At 63.1% G+C, this 17,819-nt stretch carries 19 protein-coding genes; 8 read left to right on the plus strand and 11 right to left on the minus strand.

The features are described 5' to 3' along the window. Nucleotides 1-389: 389 nt before the first annotated feature. The 4 genes from NKK47_RS16745 to NKK47_RS16760 all read left to right on the plus strand — a co-directional run bounded on the left by NKK47_RS16745 (nt 390) and on the right by NKK47_RS16760 (nt 3,837). The gene (locus tag NKK47_RS16745) at nt 390-1,619 is read left to right on the plus strand and encodes an RDD family protein (protein ID WP_352577635.1); all 1,230 of its coding nucleotides are present in this window, start codon (nt 390-392) and stop codon (nt 1,617-1,619) included. A gap of 472 nt (nt 1,620-2,091) precedes the next feature. Beyond that, nucleotides 2,092-3,363 (plus strand): DUF2332 domain-containing protein, encoded by a 1,272-nt coding sequence (locus NKK47_RS16750; RefSeq protein ID WP_352577636.1) that lies wholly within the window; start codon nt 2,092-2,094, stop codon nt 3,361-3,363. Beyond that, a complete protein-coding gene (locus NKK47_RS16755) occupies nt 3,356-3,565 on the plus strand; it encodes a hypothetical protein (RefSeq protein WP_352474763.1) in 210 nt (69 codons plus the stop codon). Before NKK47_RS16750 ends, NKK47_RS16755 begins: the two co-directional genes overlap by 8 nt. 38 nt (nt 3,566-3,603) lie before the next feature. Beyond that, on the plus strand, nt 3,604-3,837 hold the full coding sequence (locus NKK47_RS16760) for a hypothetical protein (RefSeq protein ID WP_023677026.1): 234 nt from the start codon (nt 3,604-3,606) through the stop codon (nt 3,835-3,837). A gap of 585 nt (nt 3,838-4,422) precedes the next feature. Here the strand turns inward: NKK47_RS16760 and NKK47_RS16765 are convergent. After that, nucleotides 4,423-5,622 carry a cytochrome P450 gene (locus NKK47_RS16765; protein ID WP_352577637.1) on the minus strand — a complete coding sequence of 400 codons (1,200 nt, stop codon included), beginning with the start codon at nt 5,620-5,622 and terminating at the stop codon, nt 4,423-4,425. 50 nt (nt 5,623-5,672) lie between these two features. Beyond that, complete coding sequence (locus NKK47_RS16770) at nt 5,673-6,200, minus strand: metallophosphoesterase (protein ID WP_352577638.1); 528 nt, start codon at nt 6,198-6,200, stop codon at nt 5,673-5,675. A 166-nt stretch (nt 6,201-6,366) separates the two neighbouring features. Between NKK47_RS16770 and NKK47_RS16775 the strand changes: the two genes are divergently transcribed. Then, nucleotides 6,367-6,696, plus strand: a complete 330-nt coding sequence (locus NKK47_RS16775) for a hypothetical protein (protein WP_352577639.1) — start codon at nt 6,367-6,369, stop codon at nt 6,694-6,696. Nucleotides 6,697-6,801: 105 nt separating this feature from the next. Continuing rightward, on the plus strand, nt 6,802-7,350 hold the full coding sequence (locus NKK47_RS16780) for a DNA-3-methyladenine glycosylase (RefSeq protein ID WP_502905005.1): 549 nt from the start codon (nt 6,802-6,804) through the stop codon (nt 7,348-7,350). 35 nt (nt 7,351-7,385) lie between these two features. Here the strand turns inward: NKK47_RS16780 and NKK47_RS16785 are convergent, their stop codons facing one another. Continuing rightward, nucleotides 7,386-7,652: a DUF3606 domain-containing protein gene (locus NKK47_RS16785; protein ID WP_352577640.1), complete on the minus strand. Its 267-nt coding sequence runs from the start codon at nt 7,650-7,652 to the stop codon at nt 7,386-7,388. A gap of 176 nt (nt 7,653-7,828) precedes the next feature. Between NKK47_RS16785 and NKK47_RS16790 the strand changes: the two genes are divergently transcribed. Both NKK47_RS16790 and NKK47_RS16795 read left to right on the plus strand, forming a co-directional pair. Next, entirely contained in the window at nt 7,829-8,347 is a 519-nt protein-coding gene (locus NKK47_RS16790) for an EF-hand domain-containing protein (RefSeq protein WP_352577641.1), read from the plus strand. A 155-nt stretch (nt 8,348-8,502) separates the two neighbouring features. After that, the gene (locus NKK47_RS16795) at nt 8,503-8,832 is read left to right on the plus strand and encodes a hypothetical protein (RefSeq protein WP_352577642.1); all 330 of its coding nucleotides are present in this window, start codon (nt 8,503-8,505) and stop codon (nt 8,830-8,832) included. Between the two features lie 26 nt (nt 8,833-8,858). Here NKK47_RS16795 and NKK47_RS16800 read toward each other — a convergent pair whose 3' ends face one another. The 8 genes from NKK47_RS16800 to NKK47_RS16835 are packed head-to-tail and all read right to left on the minus strand — an operon-like array spanning nt 8,859 to nt 17,808. Beyond that, nucleotides 8,859-9,692, minus strand: a complete 834-nt coding sequence (locus tag NKK47_RS16800) for an SMP-30/gluconolactonase/LRE family protein (RefSeq protein ID WP_352577643.1) — start codon at nt 9,690-9,692, stop codon at nt 8,859-8,861. Nucleotides 9,693-9,705: 13 nt separating this feature from the next. Further along, on the minus strand, nt 9,706-11,481 hold the full coding sequence (locus NKK47_RS16805; RefSeq protein ID WP_352577644.1) for a CoA-transferase: 1,776 nt from the start codon (nt 11,479-11,481) through the stop codon (nt 9,706-9,708). Then, nucleotides 11,478-12,263, minus strand: coding sequence for an enoyl-CoA hydratase/isomerase family protein (locus tag NKK47_RS16810; protein WP_352577645.1), 786 nt, complete (start codon nt 12,261-12,263; stop codon nt 11,478-11,480). Before NKK47_RS16810 ends, NKK47_RS16805 begins: the two co-directional genes overlap by 4 nt. A gap of 2 nt (nt 12,264-12,265) precedes the next feature. Next, complete coding sequence (locus NKK47_RS16815; RefSeq protein ID WP_352577646.1) at nt 12,266-13,471, minus strand: CaiB/BaiF CoA transferase family protein; 1,206 nt, start codon at nt 13,469-13,471, stop codon at nt 12,266-12,268. An 18-nt stretch (nt 13,472-13,489) separates the two neighbouring features. Then, the gene (locus NKK47_RS16820) at nt 13,490-14,275 is read right to left on the minus strand and encodes an SDR family NAD(P)-dependent oxidoreductase (protein WP_023677038.1); all 786 of its coding nucleotides are present in this window, start codon (nt 14,273-14,275) and stop codon (nt 13,490-13,492) included. Nucleotide 14,276: 1 nt separating this feature from the next. Continuing rightward, nucleotides 14,277-15,272, minus strand: coding sequence for an ABC transporter permease (locus NKK47_RS16825; protein ID WP_023677039.1), 996 nt, complete (start codon nt 15,270-15,272; stop codon nt 14,277-14,279). Between the two features lie 30 nt (nt 15,273-15,302). Continuing rightward, nucleotides 15,303-16,835 carry a sugar ABC transporter ATP-binding protein gene (locus tag NKK47_RS16830; protein WP_352577647.1) on the minus strand — a complete coding sequence of 511 codons (1,533 nt, stop codon included), beginning with the start codon at nt 16,833-16,835 and terminating at the stop codon, nt 15,303-15,305. Continuing rightward, a complete protein-coding gene (locus NKK47_RS16835; RefSeq protein ID WP_352577648.1) occupies nt 16,825-17,808 on the minus strand; it encodes an ABC transporter permease in 984 nt (327 codons plus the stop codon). The genes NKK47_RS16830 and NKK47_RS16835 overlap by 11 nt, the downstream gene beginning before the upstream one ends. Between the last annotated feature and the right edge of the window lie 11 nt (nt 17,809-17,819).

The following is a 17,819-nucleotide window of genomic DNA, read 5'->3' on the forward strand; positions in this document are numbered from 1 at the left end:
TGCCGGAAAGGCCGGAACGATCTCTGGGGCTTCGTGATAACTGCACTATTCAATGAAGGCGGCTACACAGGCAGGTGCAGGCTATTCCCACCGCTATCGGTCGACCCCTCTCAAGGCCGCGCTAGCCCGCCTCCTGCACTTCGATCCCAAGACCGGCGCTGATCAGATGGCTTACGCTACGTTGAAGAGAGGGTACCCCTCGGAGCCTGAGTGGGTCCTATATACCCCCGGCGGGGGGAAAATCAAATTCGGGTCCCATTCCTTATACGACCTCTCAAACAACTGACCCTCAGTTTTAGTCGGAGGGCTGTTGTCGCGCCTTACAAGTTTGAGCCCCTTGCAAGTAGACCCATCTTGGCGCTTCATAGGCTTGGGAGAGGGATCGGTCGATGTGGTACTATGCGAAAGGCAGTGAGCACGTGGGGCCGCTGTCCGAAGAGGAGCTTTCTGCGCTAATCAGGGGCGGGGAGGTCACTGCGGCGACACTTGTCTGGAAAGAAGACATGTCGAATTGGGCGCGACTTTCGGAGGTGCCTTCACTACTCGAACTCATCCCAAAGAGGCCGCCGCCACTACCGGCGTCTAGGCCAGTCTCGGCGGTAGTTGCACCGCCAACGAGCACCGCCGTTTCGCAACTTCAAGAGCTACCGCTGGCGAGCCCGTGGCTGAGGTTCTTTGCCCGAAGTCTCGATGTTTGGGTCGCTACTATAGTGATAATCGTGGTCGGTGGTGTGATCCTTGCTATCTATTTTCCCTCCGCCTTCCTTGCGGTCACAGGGGCAAACGAAAGCGCCATTGGCCTAATCTTCCTCCCCATCACATTGCTCATGCTTGCTCTTTGCTCCGCCGTATTTGGCAACACGATAGGCAAAGCTCTCTTCGGCATTAAGGTTCGAAACCTTAGCCAACATGGATCATTGAGGTTCTTCTTGCGTAGAGAGCTTCAAGTCTGGGTCACGGCTTTCGCCCTTGGCATCCCTTTGATAGCTCTGTTTACGCAAGGCTTTCAGTACAGAAAGGTGGCTGCCGGCCAACCAGCTAGCTACGATGTGGGCCGAGGTAGGGTTGAAGCCCGACCTATCTCCGTCATCCGCAAATTGCTGGGGGTTTTGATGCTTGTGGCCCTAGTCGGAGGCTTCGTGTCCCTCATCGTATATTCGGAGGAACAGGATCGGCGGGACCTTGCGTCGTTCTCTTGGCGGAACCCGGTTACCCAGCGATCAACGCTCTTTCCTGGCGTTTGGCATCCGGCTGACATTGAGGCCAAAGGTGGCGACCTCTTCTATTTCGCTGCCGACAGCCTCCTTGCAGAAGCGCTATTCGGGCACGAGAAATTGAGGGAAAGCGGCATTGATCCGCAGGCCTACGCCACCGCTCTTCAGCAAGCTATCTCAAAGGATTTCACTGTCACAACAGACTGGTTGCCTGTGACCGTCCGGCAGCGAGCAGCACTGCGAGCGAACGGGACGTCAAGGACCGATGCCAACGTCGCGTTCCAAGTCACTGTCACAATCGACGGCACGGACGCTTGGCGAACCTTGGTGTTCACCCGCGGCAGGAAGGTAGACGAAACACCCTTAGGCAAGGCATTTGTCGAGGCCGCGTTTTCCTCGATCTAGGGCTTACTATGCGTAACGGGTCCCATCGGCACTCACGGGGGGAAGTCTAGCTTGGCTTTCTTTCGTGACAGGACCTCAAATAGCTGACCCAAAATCTCTTGCGGGGCTTCCGCTCCTCCCCCCGTCAGTGGTACACACAGGGCAGGCGGCTTTCCAAAAAGCCCTTTTGGTTCAAGTGCTTTGCGTGATTTAGAGCGTCTCCTGTCGGGTGCGCCAAATTTCAAATTGTACGGCCCGGACACATGGGTAGCGGTTAATACCGGAGACATGGTGGACCGCATCCCTGGGTGAGACACCAATAGGGACAGTTCCCCAGATTTTGGATTGCGTACGACCTCATAACGCAACGGTTAAGTAGGCGACCGCGGCAAGTCCGCTGGGGTCAAGCCTGTGTAAAAACGCCGGGCCTGGCTCCAATCAGATCCGTGGATCGTGTACTGTGATGAGACGTCGGGACCGAGGATCAGCGGATATGGACGAGGAGGGCTTGGCCGAGATCTCAGCCCGATATATTCGCTTCGCCGATACCGAAGCTCGCGGTCGCTCGCCGCTCTACGAGGAGTTGGCTCGGGCAGTCGCTGGGAACCGGGAGGCGCTCGGTTTCCTGTCGACCCTCCCGGACCTAAAGCAGCAACCGAATCTTCTACTTGCCGCGGTGCGTCACCTGTTCGGCACGCCGGCAGGGTGGACCGAGTTTCGCCAGGCGCTTCAGACTAATCCCGACGCTATCCGCTCGCTCATGCTCGAGCGCTCAACGCAAACCAACGAGCCGGGAAGATGCGCCACCCTGCTCCCCGTGCTGGCGCGTTTGCCGCAGCCGCTGGCCCTCATCGAGGTCGGGACCTCCGCAGGGCTCTGCCTCATGCCCGACCTCTACGGCTATGACTACGGACGCAAGGTGATCCGCGCACCCGCGATGGCCTTGGAGCCGCCTGTCTTCCGATGCCTCGCCAGCGAAACAACGCCATTGCCGACGACCTTGCCACAAGTCGTCTGGCGGGCGGGATTGGACCTGCGCCCGATAGATGCTTCGGACGACTCGCAAGTCGCATGGCTTGAGACACTGGTCTGGCCGGAACAGACAGCACGGCTTGCCAATCTGCGGGCGGCCCTAAAGATCGCTGCCACAGTCAAGCCTCGGGTGGTGAAGGGCGACCTGCGCGGGAGCGACCTCGTGCAACTCTGCAACGAAGCGCCAAACGACGCTACACTCGTCATCTTTCACACAGCCGTCCTCGACTATGTCTCCGACCTTGGTGACAGAGAAGCTTTCGCCGAGCAGGCGATGCGTCTCTCGCCTTATTGGGTATCGAACGAGTTCCCTCGCGTCTTCCCGTCCATCGCCACACGCGCCGGAACAAGCTGGCCGCCTGGCCGCTTCCTCCTATCTGCGAACGGCTCCCCTGTAGCTTGGACTGACCCGCATGGCGCCTCGCTCGAATGGATCGCGGACGAGGCGTGGGCTATAGGTGGTGGGTTGCCGTCCTTGGCCAGAGACGCCATCCGTTCTCAGTTTCATCTATGCTCGTTTGCCACTGCTTGCGTCTTGAATTCGCGGCAAGCGCCCTTCGGACTTGCTACCGGGCGGTTGAACGAAGGAACGGCGCGCTGGGCGCGCGAAGACCGCATCCGCAGTCGGGAACCACAGCTATCGGCAAGCCGTTTACGCTGCAAACCCGCCTGTCGATCCTCAGAGCCGGGCGAGTTCTCCGAGACCCACAAATTGGAGATTGATCATGACTAGCGCTGCCGACCGCGATCCGCGCCACCACACGCAGAAAATGCAGAAAAAGTTGGAGGAGGTGAAGCAGCACCTTCGCGAGGACATCGAGAAGGTCGATGAGCCGCAGCTCAAGGCGATGTTCGAGACGTCCGCCGAGGTGATCGGCGGTCTCCAGAAGGCGTTCCAGGACTATGAACAGAAGAATGAACCCGCTTGGCGTTGAACGGCCTCTTCGTGAATAGGTTTCAAAGGAGCGCCCCCGTGCCTGCACCACCTGAAATGGATGTCGTCCTCGAAAAGCTGCCGTTGAGGATCGGCGCCTATATTCCCGATGATTTGCTGGAGGACTGGTTTGCGCCGGGAACCGGCATGAACCCGGTCAGCAAGGAAGCGCTTGCCACCGCCAAGAACTACGGCTGGCGCTTCGAATGCGAGTTCAAACACTACCCCGAACGCAAGGAAGGCGTGTTCTGGAAGTGGGTGCCGGCGATCTGACCGGCGCTGGACGGTTCATCATTCCGCGGAAACGCAGAACCGGTCGATCTTATTGTTTGACGCAGGACGGGAAACCGCTTCACACTTTTCCTGGAATTGCTCAGCCTCCGCCTATCGGCGTCGTCACCTTGCCGGTTCCGCCGCATTCGGGGCAGGTGCGGCCGTCGATCATGCCTGCCCCTGCACAGCGGCGGCAGATATTCTCGCCAGCGCCTGGAGTGCCTGCGGGGACTTCGTCCGTGTTGGTCTGACCCGCTTGCCGGGGCTTGCCCTGCAGCTTTGTTTCTCAGCCGGGCGACCCAGCCTTCGTCGACCTCGAGCGGCCTGCTGCTGTCGTCCGGCAGGCCTTCGCCGGATTGGCCGATGGTTTCATTGCGCGGCCGGTCGTTCGCGCCTGTCGTGATCTTCTGAGCCATTGCGTTTGCCTTTACGCCTTGCAATTTTCGAACGCCTCAGCTGCGCAGAGGTTCCGGTTCGACCGGCAGCCTTTCAGCCGGGTTGTCGCCGCACATTATCTATCCTGAACCCGGATTTCGGCCGCGCCGGCATGCGGGCAAGCGAGACGGTCATATCCTGATCAGGCACCTAGTAGGCCATCGACCGCGTCAGCAGGCGAACCGCTTCCATGATCAGCGCGACGGTGACGGCTTCTCCGGGGCAGCGATGGGTAGTCGCCGGATCTCCGCCGCCATGCGGGATGAAGTCGAAGCCGTGGGTTTTCCAGCTCAAGCCGCGCTCCGGGATAAATCGGTCCGGCTCCACAAACAGGCGCGAATCATGGTTGGTGCCGTGCAGGTCGAGCAGGACCCAGTCGCCTTGGTGGAAACGGTAGCCCTTCCATTCGAAGGGGTGGCGGGCGCGGCCGCCGATGAACGGGAAGAACGGATAGAGCCGGCGAACCTCCTCGGCGAAGGCTTCCAGCCCGTCGTCATCGCCGGCGGCGAACTTATCGTACCATTGGCGGTGCTGGTGAAGCGCCAGCGCCGCAAACATGATGAAGCGGCCGATGGCGACAACCGGCCGGATGATGTTGATGATCTCGACCGCAGCACTGGCAAGATCGAGCGGCATTCCCTCGGCATCGACATATTCGCTGACCAGGCGGACCGGGCTGTTTGCCGGCAAATCAAGCGCGCCGCTTGGAACGCGCCGTACAAGGTCGCCGATAGTGCGTTCGGTCCGGCGTCGCCGCCACAGCGCCAGCATGGTCGACGGCCCAATGCCGCCGGCGTTCTCGACCATGCCGCTGAGCTCGCGGCAGAGTTCGGCGCGATCCTTGTCGGCGGGGATGCCGGCCCAATCCGCTGCCGCCTGGGTCAGGACGAGGTTTACGGCGTCGAACAGGACGACCTCGTCACGCCGCTGCCAGTCTTCCAGTCGGTCGAGCCAGGCGCGACGGAAGGTTGCGCGGAGCCGCTCGATCTGGTCACCATCCAACAGGATCGACAGGAAAAGCGCCTTGCGGTGGCGGTGAGCGGCGCCGTCGAGCGCCTGGACGCTGCCCTTGTCCTGCAGCAGACGCAGCGTGGTCTGCGGCATCGCACCAATTCGGGTGAAGTGGTCGCCGCCATAAAACATCTCGGCAGCCTCGGCACCGCGGACGCAGATTGCCGGCCGCAGCATCAGGCGCGTGGCAAAGATGTCGGTGTTCATGCGCCGGCAGCGGGCCGAAATGAAGTCATAGCCTTCGCGCAGCAGGGCCAAGGTGCTATCGAACGCGGCGCGCGGAATGGGTTTTGCGGCATGATTGCCGCCGTCGGCATCGATCAGTTCACGTCTGTTCATGGCGTGCTCCCTGGCGTTGAAATTCCTCAACGCACGGCCGGCACTTTCGATCACTCGACTTTTTGACGGCTTTGCCGCGCCGCCCTTCGGCCGCGGCCGGCAAGGATGGTGGTCAGCGTGACCGGACGAAAATCCCAGCTGTCGACGCCGACGTCATACTGGCGCGTCACCGGGGTCAGCCTGCCGTGGGAATGGCCATGCAGGTCGATCGATTTCCTGCCGATCTGGTTCCAGGTGCGAAAAGGGTAGTGGCAAAGGATCAGCAGGCTGCCGTCGAGCGCCAGCTCCTTGTAGTGTTGCGTGCTCGCCCAACCTGTGGCCTCGATGGTGGCCGCAGCATCGTTGTTGCCGATGATCAAATGCTTGCTGCCATGAAGAGACGCCAGAAGCGACGACACGAATGCGGCCGATCCCCTGGCAAAATCGCCGAGATGCCAGACCTCGTCGCCCGGCCCGACAGTCTCGTTCCAGAACGCAATGAGCGACCGGTCATGTTCCGCCAGCGAGCCGAACGGGCGGCGGTCGATGCGCAAAATGCGCGGGTCGCTGAAATGCGTGTCGGCGGTGAAGTAGATCATGCGCGCTCGCTGGGGCCTGTCGTCGACCTGCCGCCCGGTGCTTGCTCAACCCGCTCGATCGCCAGTTGTTCCTGTAAGCAGGCTTAGACGGTTTCCGCTCGCCGGAACTTTGAAATGAGACGCAGGTTAGAATGCTTGAGGCCGATGCTCTGAAAGGACCTCGACGATGACCGACGCAGATCCTCTTGGGCGAAGCCCGGCTCAAGCGCGGGGCGATATCGATGCCGGGCGCGAAGGGGACAAGACCCCGGGCATCGATCCGGCTGCGGCTCCCATGGAAACGGACGCGGAATCCGCCGGCAACGCTCCGCCGAAGAGCCCTGCCCCGCGCCATGAAACGCCGAAGTTTACCAACCAGGCGAGCTATGCCAATGCGATGCGCCCGCTGAAGGATGAGCCCGACGTCCAACCGAGCAGATATGGGCCAGTCATGGTGATTGCCGCCATCGTCGTGCTGGCCGCGGCGGTTTTCATCGGCGCAGCCATGCTGCGCTGAATATCGCATCCAAGTTCAGCGGCGCGCAGAGGCTGGACATTTTGCTTCCGTTCCGGGACCTTTCTGACGCGCCAAGTTCAGGCGTGATCGAGTCTGCTGCACACATTGACCATCAACCATCAATTCTTTGCCCGTGACGCCACCACCGTGGCGCGCGACATGATCGGCGCCACGCTGCTTGTGCACGGCGTTGGGGGCATTATCGTCGAGACCGAGGCCTATCGCCCGGATGACCCGGCTTCGCATGCTTTCGGTGGCAGGACGGTGCGCAACGGCGCAATGTTCGGCGCCCCAGGCAGCGCGTATGTCTATCGCTCCTATGGCCTGCATTGGTGCCTCAATGCCGTGTGCCTGCCCGGCAGTGCCGTGCTTATCCGCGCAATCGAACCGCGATTAGGGCTGGAGGTGATGCGGGCCAATCGCGGCCTTGACGATCCCCGGCTGCTTTGCTCGGGACCGGGTCGCCTTTGCCAGGCGCTGGCAATCGACAAATCCCATGACGGGCTGCCCGTGGACCTGCCGCCATTCGAATTCAGGCCGCCGAGCGAAGCCGGCGCCGTTCTGACAGGCCGCCGGATCGGCATTTCCAAGGCTGTCGATGCCGAGTGGCGGTTCGGCCTGCGCGGCTCGGATTATCTGAGCCGCAAGTTCTGATGCCCGCGGCAGCGGCAGAGCAGTTGCCCCCGGCATCACTCGTCGGGTTTGCCGAGATGCATGGGTGTCGCCTGCTGGCGGGCTTCCCTGGTCACCTCGTCGGCTCCGGCAGGTGAAATCCCTCGCAACGCCTTCGCGGCTTCGGTCAGACGCCCGCGATCATTGCCGAAGCTCTTGATCAGCTGGCGGACCTGGTCGGCCGTGACGCCGTTCTGTTGGGCAAAATACTCGACTTGACGTTCGTCTTCCGCAGAAACGCGGTCGCGCTCGCGGAAATCTCGCTTGCTCTTATCGTCGGCCATTTTTTCCTCCTGATGGAGCTTTGCATCAACGGCAACGTGGGTGAGCCGCTTTCGTTGCCGCGATCAGGCGGACTTTTCCGCCGCCGTGCCGACTGCCCAGGAACCATGAGGCGAGCAGCCGGTTTGGCTTGGATGCAGACACGTTCAGCCTCCAATTCATACCGATGGAGAATACGATGACGCTCGCAAGCAAAACCACTGCAATTGCCGCGGCGCTGGCCATGTTGGCCGCGCCGGCATTCGGCCAGACGAGCCCACCTGCGCCCGTCGCGCCGGCACCGGATCGTGGCGCCGAACCGTCGCCCGGAATGAGCGGGCAGAGCCAGGATGCCATGCGCGAAATGATGCGCCAGATGATGACTGAGATGCTGGAGGAGAGAATGCAGGAAGATCGCGCGCCCCGGGCAGAACGGCGAGGTCCCGACCGCTGGCATCGTGGCTACAGGATGGGCCCGCCTGACCGAGGTTGGGAGATGGGAGGCCGCGGTGGCATTGCACGCGGGATGCATGGCGCGAGGATGCGCATGATGTTCGCCATAGTAGATGCGGACGGCGATGGCGCGGTTTCTCAAAGCGAAGTCCAGGATTTCGTCGGGCGAATATTCAACGCCGTCGATGAGAACGGTGACGGTAGCGTCGACATGCAGGAAATCCGATCCTTCTTCCATGGAGGAGGCGCCGAGGATCAGGAGTAAGTCTCCTACGGTCGGCAAGGAGGCCCTAGCTGAGGCGGCGCCCCTATAACGACCGGGGAGGGCGAAAACCGTCGCTGGCAGATGCATTCCCTGGCTGGCCTTGCCAAGCCGAATGCCGGGTCGGAACGATTCGAGACAGCAGGAATTCAATGGCGATGACAGAGAAAACTCCAACCATCGCCCGTGTCTGGCGCGGCAGAACCGTGCCTGAAAAGGCGGATGCCTATGAGAGTTACAATTACGAGGCCGGCATCAAGCCGCTGATCGAGAAGGCGCTGGGCGTGCAGACTTTTCGCGAGGACACGCCGACCCATTCGGAGTTCGTGACGATTTCCTATTGGGAAAATGTCGAGGCGATGGCGGCCTTCACCGGCGGCGATCCGACGACAATCCACCATCTCGAGCGGGACGAAGAGTTCCTGATCGAGCTGCCGTCGCGGGTGCAGGTGTTGCGCATCCGATCGAGTCACGGGCGGCTGGGATAGGGCAGCGCCGCCCGGTTCGGCCCGATCTAAGAAATCGCCGTCAAGTCGATTTCGGTGATGTGCCAGCGGCCGAGATTTGCGGTGTAGAGCTTGTCGTCCTTGAAGGCAATGTTGGTTGGGTGGGCGAGCGTCGTTGCCGCCGGATCCTCGATCAGCACCTCGAGCCCGCTATCCTTTCGCCAGCGATAGATGCGGCTCGGCTCGTAGCATGAGATGAACAGCGAACCGTCCGGCGCCAAGGCGACGCCATCGGGAACGTTGTTCACGCCCTCCACGACGAGCTGGCGAGACCCTGCCGTGCCGTCGGCAAGGATCGGCACATAGCTGAGGCAGGCCGCATGGCTTTCCACGACGTAAAGCCCATCGCCACCCGGCGCCATCGCCATGCCGTTGGCGAAGGCCATGGTCTCGCTGCACCACAGGCCGCCTTCGCCGGTCTTCAAATCGTAGCGAAAGATGCCGGAGCGGTTGTCTTCGCCTACGCTGTCCGACACGTAGAGCCAGCCGCGTGTCTCGTCGACGATCGGATAGTTCGGCACGCGGATGCCGGCCGAGGCGAAGCGCGTCATACCAGCCGTCGCGGCATCCCAGCGAAAGATCGCCGCATGTCTGAGATCGCACGCGAAGCAGTTGTCCGCGCTATCGAAGGCGATGCCGAGCAGAAAGCCCTCCGTACCGCCCATGCGTTCGACCGAGCCGCCATCGGCGGCCAAGCGCAGCAGGTCGCCGGTTTCGGTGCCGCACCAGATCGAGCCGTCGCGATGGATGGCCACGCCTTCCGGATGGGCAACGCGCGGGCTGGTGAAGATGCCATCGAAGAAGACCCTCGCGGCCGACATTTCGAGCAACGGCTTTGCCATGCGCCACCCCTCTTCAATCCGGTGCAGCATGCGACCGCTGTGCGGCGATGCAGCGCTCGACCATCCGCCGGTCGGTGGCCAGGATCTCGGCGATCAGCGCGCTGCGCTCCCTGGCGCTGACGAATTCGAGGCGTCGCAGGCCGAGCGGGTCGATGCGGTTTCGCAGGATGTCGAGCGTCTCGTTCGAGGGTAGCGCAACTTCGCGGCAATCGGCATCGAATGTCAGGGCAAAGCCGGTGGCATCCTGGAGCTGCTGGCGCGTCACGCACGGCATGGTCTCGATGACGGCCAATTGCCGGCTCTCGCCGTCGAGCCGAAACACGCAAAGGTCGGTGAACACCAATGCCGCGCCGGTCCGATAGCCCATCGGCTCGCGTTCGGCCTCAGTCAACAGGCCGCGCGCCGAGCTGGCAATCTCGACCGTCTCGACCAGCGACTGCACGGAATGGCGGGGGACGTAGAGCAGATAATCGCGATGCATGTTGGCGACGTCGGCCATGCCGCCTTGCCCGGGCAGCCGGATAAGGCTGCCGTCACGCTTGCGCAGCGCAATGGTGTTGACGCGCCCACGGCGGTCGACCTGCGCGGCACCGACGATCTCATGCGTCACCGCGCCGGCCTGGTAGTAGGTCGAATAGGTGTCGTCGCCGCCGGCATGCGCCACCGCCGTCTCGCAATCGAGGCTTTCGATCAGCGACAGGATCATCGGGCTCGGTGCTATGTCGAGATGGCCGCAACTCATGGTGGCGATGATCATGTCCGGCGCGTGCGTCGCTTTGGCCAGCCGGTAGGCGACATTGGCGAGCGGCGACACCGCGCCGGCACTGGCAAAGCTCTCATTGTCGAGCTCAGCGGCGATGCGGGCGGCGATGATCTCGTCGATGGACGCCTCCTTGTTGCCGTGCACGAGCCTGGGCATTGCGAGGACTGTTTCAGCGCGGACTTTTGCAGCGTCTTGAACCCGCTCCGGCACGCCTTCCGAAGGCATGCTCAGGCTGTCCGACAAAGGTATTTCCTTGGCCGCGAACGCCCCCGCCAACGCCTGATAATCCGTCACATAGAATGGCAGGCAGGAGGCGGGATAGGCGCCGCCTGGTGCCAGCGCGATCGCCGACACCTGGTTGCGGGTCAAAATGCTCTGCCGACCATCATGCCGCAGCGCTCCGACCGGGACGATCTCCTCGACCGTCACCAGCACCTCGCGCGCCGCGCCGGCCATGGCGAAATCCAGCGCCCGTGGTCCGATGATCTGGACATTGCCGCTCTCGTCGGCACGCTGGGCATGGACGACGAACGTATCGAGCCGCAAGGCCGGGATGATCCCGGTCGTGATTCCCGCGATCGGATCGGGCGCGGCGATCGCACCCGGCACGCGCGCCAGCATGTCCGAACCCTCCGGAAGCTGAAACGGCATCAACGGCAGGTTCTGCTGCCCCGCCCGCAGCGCCTGGATCATGGCCAGCGCCGTCCAGTCGCGGACCGGCACGGCATTGGTCTCGGCAGCCGCGCGGAAGCGCGGCGGCAAGCCAAAAATATCGAGGCTGGAAAAGCAGATATCGACCTCCGCCACGGCATTCGCTTCGAGAAGCAGTTCGAGCGGCAGGCCGCCGGCCCAGCAGACATAGCGAAGATCCTTGACGCCCAAGCGGGCGATGGCCCGCAACAAGGCGATCGGCAGCCGGGCAAAATGATGGCCACCGACACCGAAGACGTCGCCGCCGCCGACCATCGCGGCCAGGCCCTCGACATCGGTGAAGCGCGGCCGGTTTTGCTTGACCAGGGACGTCATTTCGCAGCCTTCGGCCGCGTCGCGCTCTTTTCAGCAAATTCCTTGACGCGCCGCTGGCCGGTCTCGCTGCGGTACAGGCCACCCAGGACATCGCGCTCCATGGCAAGGCCGTCGGCCAGATCGCCCGACACGGCATGCGCGGTCAGCGCTTTCAGCCCTTCGATCGCTGCGGCCGGTTCGGCGGCGATCATCTCGGCAAGGTCCAGCACCCGCGGCATCAGCCTTTCGGCATTGACGATCTCGTTGACCAGACCGGCGCCGACGAACTCGGAAGCCGGCACGATGGCGCCGGTCATCAGCAGAAAATTGGCGCGGTTGCGGCCGAGCTTCTGGACGCTGCGCTGGGTGCCGCCGCCGCCGGGGACCAGCCCGAGCTTGATCTCGGGCAGGCCGAGCTTCGCGAACTGGTTGGCGATGACGATGTCGCAGCACAGCACCAGCTCCATGCCGCCGCCGAGCGCAAAGCCGTTGACCGCGGCGATGACCGGTTTGCGGTTGTTCTCGACCGCCGCATACATGCGCGTGCCGGCGGCCTGGAAGGCGTCGAACTCGATAGCTGTCTGGGCAGCGTATTCCTTGATGTCGGCGCCGGCCATGAAGCCGCGCCCCTCGCCGGTCACCACGATCGCGCTGACGCTGTCATCCTGCGACAGCGCCTCGAAAACCTCGGTGATCTCGCTTTGCATCAGCCGGTTCATGGCGTTGAGCTGATCGGCGCGCCGGAAGGTGACGACTGCGACGCGCCCGGATATTTCCAAGCTGAGTGTCTGGTAAACGCTCATCGTCAGACAGCATCCACGGTCATGTCGCCGGACGCCTCAAGCGCTGCAATCTCGCCGCTGGAGAGGCCGAACTCGGCCAGTATCTCGCGGCCATGCTGGCCGACCAGCGGTGCCGGCCGCTCTATGGTAGGCGGCGTCTCGCTCATCTTGACCGCCGGCGCGACCACCCTGACCTTGCCGCCGCGCGGATGATCGTAGCTGGTGATCATGCCCAGGTGCTTGACCTGCGGGTCCTCGGCTGCGCGCCTTATGTCCTTCACCTCGGCACACCAGATGTCGGCTGCCAGCAGCCGCGCCAGCAGGTCCTGCGTGGCAAACTTCCTGGTTTCGGCGTTGACCTTGTCGAACACCTCGTCGCGCCTGTCGAACAGCGTCTTCAGATCATCGTAGACAGCAAGCTGCGGCGCCTCCAGCACTTCATACAGCGTCTTGAACGGGCTCATGGCGATCGACACATAGCCGCCGTCCTTCGCTTCATAGACACCGAACGGCGCCTGCATGCCGGGGTGGCCGATGCCGGAATTCGGGCGCACGAAATCCTCGCCGAGATTGAGCACGGCGACATATTCCTGATTGAGATGCGCCAGCATGCCGGCGAGCAGATTGACCTCGATCTTCTGGCCCTTGCCGGTCTTCTCGCGATAGTAGAGCGCCGACAGGATGCCGTAGACCATGTTCATGGCGCCGATCTGGTCGGCCAGGCCGGCACCGGCCGGAACAGGAGCCTGATCGCCGCGGCCGGTGTTGGAGATCAGCCCGGACAATCCCTGGATCAGCATGTCCTGGCCGGGGCGCTCGACATAGGGGCCTTCCTCGCCATAGCCGGAGCCCGAGCAGTAGATGATGCCGGGATTGACTGCCTTGAAGTCCTCGTAGCCATAGCCGAGCCTGGCGAGCACGCCGGGGCGGAAATTCTGCACCACCACATCCGCCTTCTTGGCCATGTCCATGATGATGGCATGCACCTTGCGACTTTTCAGGTTGAGCGCGATGGAGCGCTTGTTGCGGTTCCAGGCGAGGAAATTCGGGCTTTCGGAGCCGCCGACCCATTTGGCGAAGAAGGTCATGCCGCGGAACATGTCGCCGGCGCCGGCACGCTCGATCTTGATGATGTCGGCGCCCATGTCGCCGAGCAGCTGCGTGGCGAACGGCCCTTGCAGCAGATGGCTGAAATCGAGAATGCGGACGCCTTCGAGGGCTTTGTTCATTTCATGTCTCGTTGGTTGTCAAAGCAGGTCGGGTACGTAGCGGGGTGCTGCGGTGAGGCCGCCGTCGACGCGCAGGTCGGTACCGGTGGTGAAGCCGGCGGCGTCGGAGGCCAGATAGACGGCGGCTTCGGCCACCTCGGACGGTTTGCCGATGCGGCCGAGCGGATGCATCTTGACCCAGGCCTTGGCGAGATTGCCGCCGATCTCCTTGACCAATTTGTCGTTCATCGGCGTGTTGATGGTGCCGGGCGAGATCGAGTTGACGCGGATGTTGAGCGGGCCGAACTCGACCGCCATCTGGCGCGTCATCGCCATCACCGCACCCTTGGCGCCGGCATAGGCGGTCCAGCCGTCGAGCCCGATATGACCTTGCGCCGAGGCCATGTTGATGATCGAGCCGGATTTCTGCGCGATCATGTGCGGCAGCGCATATTTGCAGCCGCGGAACACGCTGGTGAGGTTGACCGCGATCAGCCGGTGCCACTGCTCGTCGCTCATTTCGTGAACCGGCATGCCGCCGATGGCGATGGCGGCATTGTTGACGAGAATATCGAGATGGCCGGTCTTGCCGACGGCTGCGTCGATCAGGGCGGCGATGTCGGCCTCCTCCGCCACGTCGCAATGGATGTAGTCGGCGCGGTGGCCGGCGGCGCGCAGCTCGGCTGCGAATTTTTCACCCTTCTCGTCGGCGATGTCGCCGAGGAAGACGTGCGCGCCTTCCCTTGCCATCGCCTCGCTGATCGCGTGGCCGATGCCGTCGGCGGCGCCGGTGACGATTGCGGTTTTCCCCTTGAGACGATCCATATCAGCCTCCAATGGCGCGCCGGCGCTTTGCTTCGTCGAAGGCGACGGCGGCAATGATGATCATGCCGGTGATGACCAGTTGCCACTCGGTCGGCAGGCCGAGGCCGCGCAGCCCGTTGGACAGGAACTGCAGGATCAGCACGCCGAGCGCCATGCCGGTCAGGCTGCCTATGCCGCCGGCAAGGCTCACCCCGCCGAGCACGGTGGCGGCAACGACCTGGAACTCGAAATTCAGCCCGGCCGTATGCTGCGCCGAACCGACGCGGGCTGCCAGGATGATGCCGGCTACCGTCGCCAGCAGCGCGCTGATGATGAAGCAGGTGAACTTGACGCGGCGCACGTCGTAACCCGCCAGCCGTGCCACTTCCGGATTGCCGCCGACGGCATAGATCTGCCGCCCGAACGGCCGGTGCTGCATCACGTAGGCGAAGACGGCGAGCAGGACGATGGCGATGACAGCCGAATAGGGAACGACGTTGAACAGGCGGCCGTCCGACAGCGCGATGAAGCTGTCGAGCGCGGCATCGTCTGGAATAGCGCGCTGGCCGGTATAGAGATAAACGCCGCCGCGCATGATGAACATCGTGCCCAGGGTCACGATCAGCGAGTTGATGCCGGCATAGGCCGTCAGATAGCCATTCACGACGCCGATGATCAGCCCGAACAGCAGCGCGCCACTGATGCCGAGCACAAGCGAGTTGGTGTCGTTCATGATGATGATCAGCGGCAGCGCGATCGTCGCCAGCAGCGAGCCGATCGAGATGTCGACCTCGCCTGATATGAAGACGATGGCGCAGCCGATGCCGGCTGTCAGCGCCAGCGAAGCCTGACCGAGCACATTGGTGATGTTGCGCACGGAGAAGAAATTCTCGGCGGTGAAGGAAAAGAACGCGATCACCAGGATGAGGCAGAGGAGCAATGCCAATTCCTGCCGCGCGACGAGCCGCGCCAGCATGGACGGCCCAGCTTTCATGGTGTCGGTGCTTGCCAGGCTCATCGCTTGGTCCCTTTGCGAAGCGTCATCGTCTTAGCCGATTGCCGCATTGAGGATGTTCTCCTGCGTGGCCTCGTCGCGAGGCATGATCGCGGTGAGGCGGCCTTCGCACATCACCGCGATGCGGTCGGCAAGCCCCAGCAGCTCGGGCATTTCGGACGTCATCATGACGACCGCCAGGCCCTCGCCGGCGAGCCGGTCGATGAGCGCAAAAATCTCCGACTTGGCGCCGACGTCGATGCCGCGGGTCGGCTCGTCGACGACGATCACCTTGAGACCGCGCATCAGCCAGCGCGAGATCAGCACTTTCTGCTGATTGCCGCCGGACAGATTCTTGACCTGCTGGAACAGGCTGGGCGTCCGGATGCGGAAACGGTCGACATAGTCCTGCACCGCCTTGCGTTCGCTGACCTTGTCGACGAAGCCCATTCTGGCGAAGGCGCCGAGTGAGGCGAGGCTGGCATTCTGGTAGACCGGCAACTCGCCCATCAGCCCCTCGCTCTTGCGGTCCTCGGTGAGCAGGCCGATGCCGAGCCGGACGCCGGTGTGCGTTTCGTGCGGCAGCAGCCGGCTGCCATCGACCGAAATGACGCCGGAAGTGATCGGGTCGTAGCCGACGATGGCCTTGGCGAGCTCGGTCCGGCCGGCCCCCATCAGGCCGAAGAAGCCGAGGACCTCGCCGGCATGCGCCTCGAACGACACATCCTTCAGCTTCTTGGCGGTGCTGAGCCCTTCAACGGAAAGCGCGACCTTGCTGCCCGGCGCGCCGCGCTTACGAGGGAACAGGTTTTCGATGCGCCGGCCGATCATGTCCTGGATCAGCGTGTCGTTGGTGTGCTCGCCGATCGGCCTGGTCGAGACATGGCGGCCATCGCGCAGCACGGTCACGGTGTCGGCGATCTCGAAGACCTCGTCGAGCTTGTGGCTGACATAGAGCACCGCGATGCCGAGCGCGGCCAGCCGGCGGATGACGGTGAACAGCAGCGAGACCTCGTTCGGCGTCAGCGAGGAGGTCGGCTCGTCCATCGCCACGACGCGGGCCTCATGGGCGAGTGCGCGGGCGATCTCGACCATCTGCTGCTGGCTGACCGGCAGCGATCCCGTGCGCGCCGCCGGGTCGACATTGAACCCGATACGCTTGAACAGAGCGGCCGCATCGGCACGGATCTTCTTCCAGTCGATCGAGCCGCCTTTGCCGGTCGGATAGCCTTCGAGGAAGATGTTTTCGGCGACGCTGAATTCGGCGATCAGCGCGATCTCCTGGAACACCACCTTGATGCCCTCTTTCAGGCTATCGCGCGGCGACTTGACGTCGGCCTCTCGGCCGCGCAGGCGGATGGTGCCGGCATCCTTGCCGTAGACCCCGGCCATGATCTTGATCAGCGTCGACTTGCCGGCGCCGTTCTCGCCCATCAGGGCATGGATTTTGCCGGGTTCCAAGGTCAGATCGACATTGTCCAGCGCCACCACGCCGGGAAAACGCTTGCCGATACCGCGCATCTCCAGCGCCGGCACGCTTTTGTCGACAGCCACGGTTTCGCCGGGGTGAAGGAAATCAACCGACATTGGCTCTGTTCCGCACGATGTCGAGATAGGTCGCCAGGATGATGACGATTCCAGGCACCACCATCTGCAGATCCTGGTTCCAGCCGAGGATGATGATGCCGTTGTCGATGACCTTCAGCACGAGCACTCCAAGCAACGTGCCGAGCAGCGAACCGCGGCCGCCAAGCAGGCTGGTGCCGCCGAGGATGACGGCGGCAATCACCGTCAGCTCGAAGCCGCGGCCGGCGGTCGGCTGGCCGGCATTCATCAGCGACGACAGGATCATGCCGGCGACGCCGACGCACAGGCCGGTGACGACGAAGGCGAACAGCTTCAGCCGTTGCGAGCGCACGCCGGAGAGGCGGACCGCTCGCTCATTGGCGCCGACAGCGTAGAGATAACGGCCGAGCGTGGTGAAGCGCAGCGTTGCCGCGGCCAGCGCGAAAATCAGCGCGGCAACGACCACGGGCAGCGGGATCGCGCCGAGATAGCCGGCGCCGAGATCGGTGAAGCTTGCAAGCCGGTGGTGGTTCTGCACCGCCTCGCGGGTGAACAGATAGACGCCGCCCTGCAGCATCATCATGGTGCCGATCGTGGCGATCAGCGAGTTCACCTTGAGCCTGGTGACGACCAGCCCGTTGAACAGCCCGACGGCACCGGCAAAGGCGAGCGCCGCCAGCAGGCCGAGCGTCAGGCTGTGCGTTGAATTGAGCACGGCCATGCCGATGCAGCCGACAAAAGCCAGCGATGCACCGACCGACAGGTCGACTTCCGCGGTGATGATCAGCATCGTCATGCCGGAGGCGACGATCAGCACCAGCGCGCATTGGCGCAGGATGGCGATGATGTTGGCCTCGGAATAGAATTGCGGCGCGGCAATCGAGATGGCCATGCAGAGCACGGCCAGGATCACGCCGAGCACCAGCTGGCTGCTGCCCAGCAGCTGGCCGCCAATGAAACGCCTTGGCGCGGAGGATTGCGTAAGCTCGCTCATGTCCATTTCAT

The organism is Mesorhizobium sp. M0019 (assembly GCF_040323975.1).
In the GTDB taxonomy this organism is placed as follows: domain Bacteria; phylum Pseudomonadota; class Alphaproteobacteria; order Rhizobiales; family Rhizobiaceae; genus Mesorhizobium.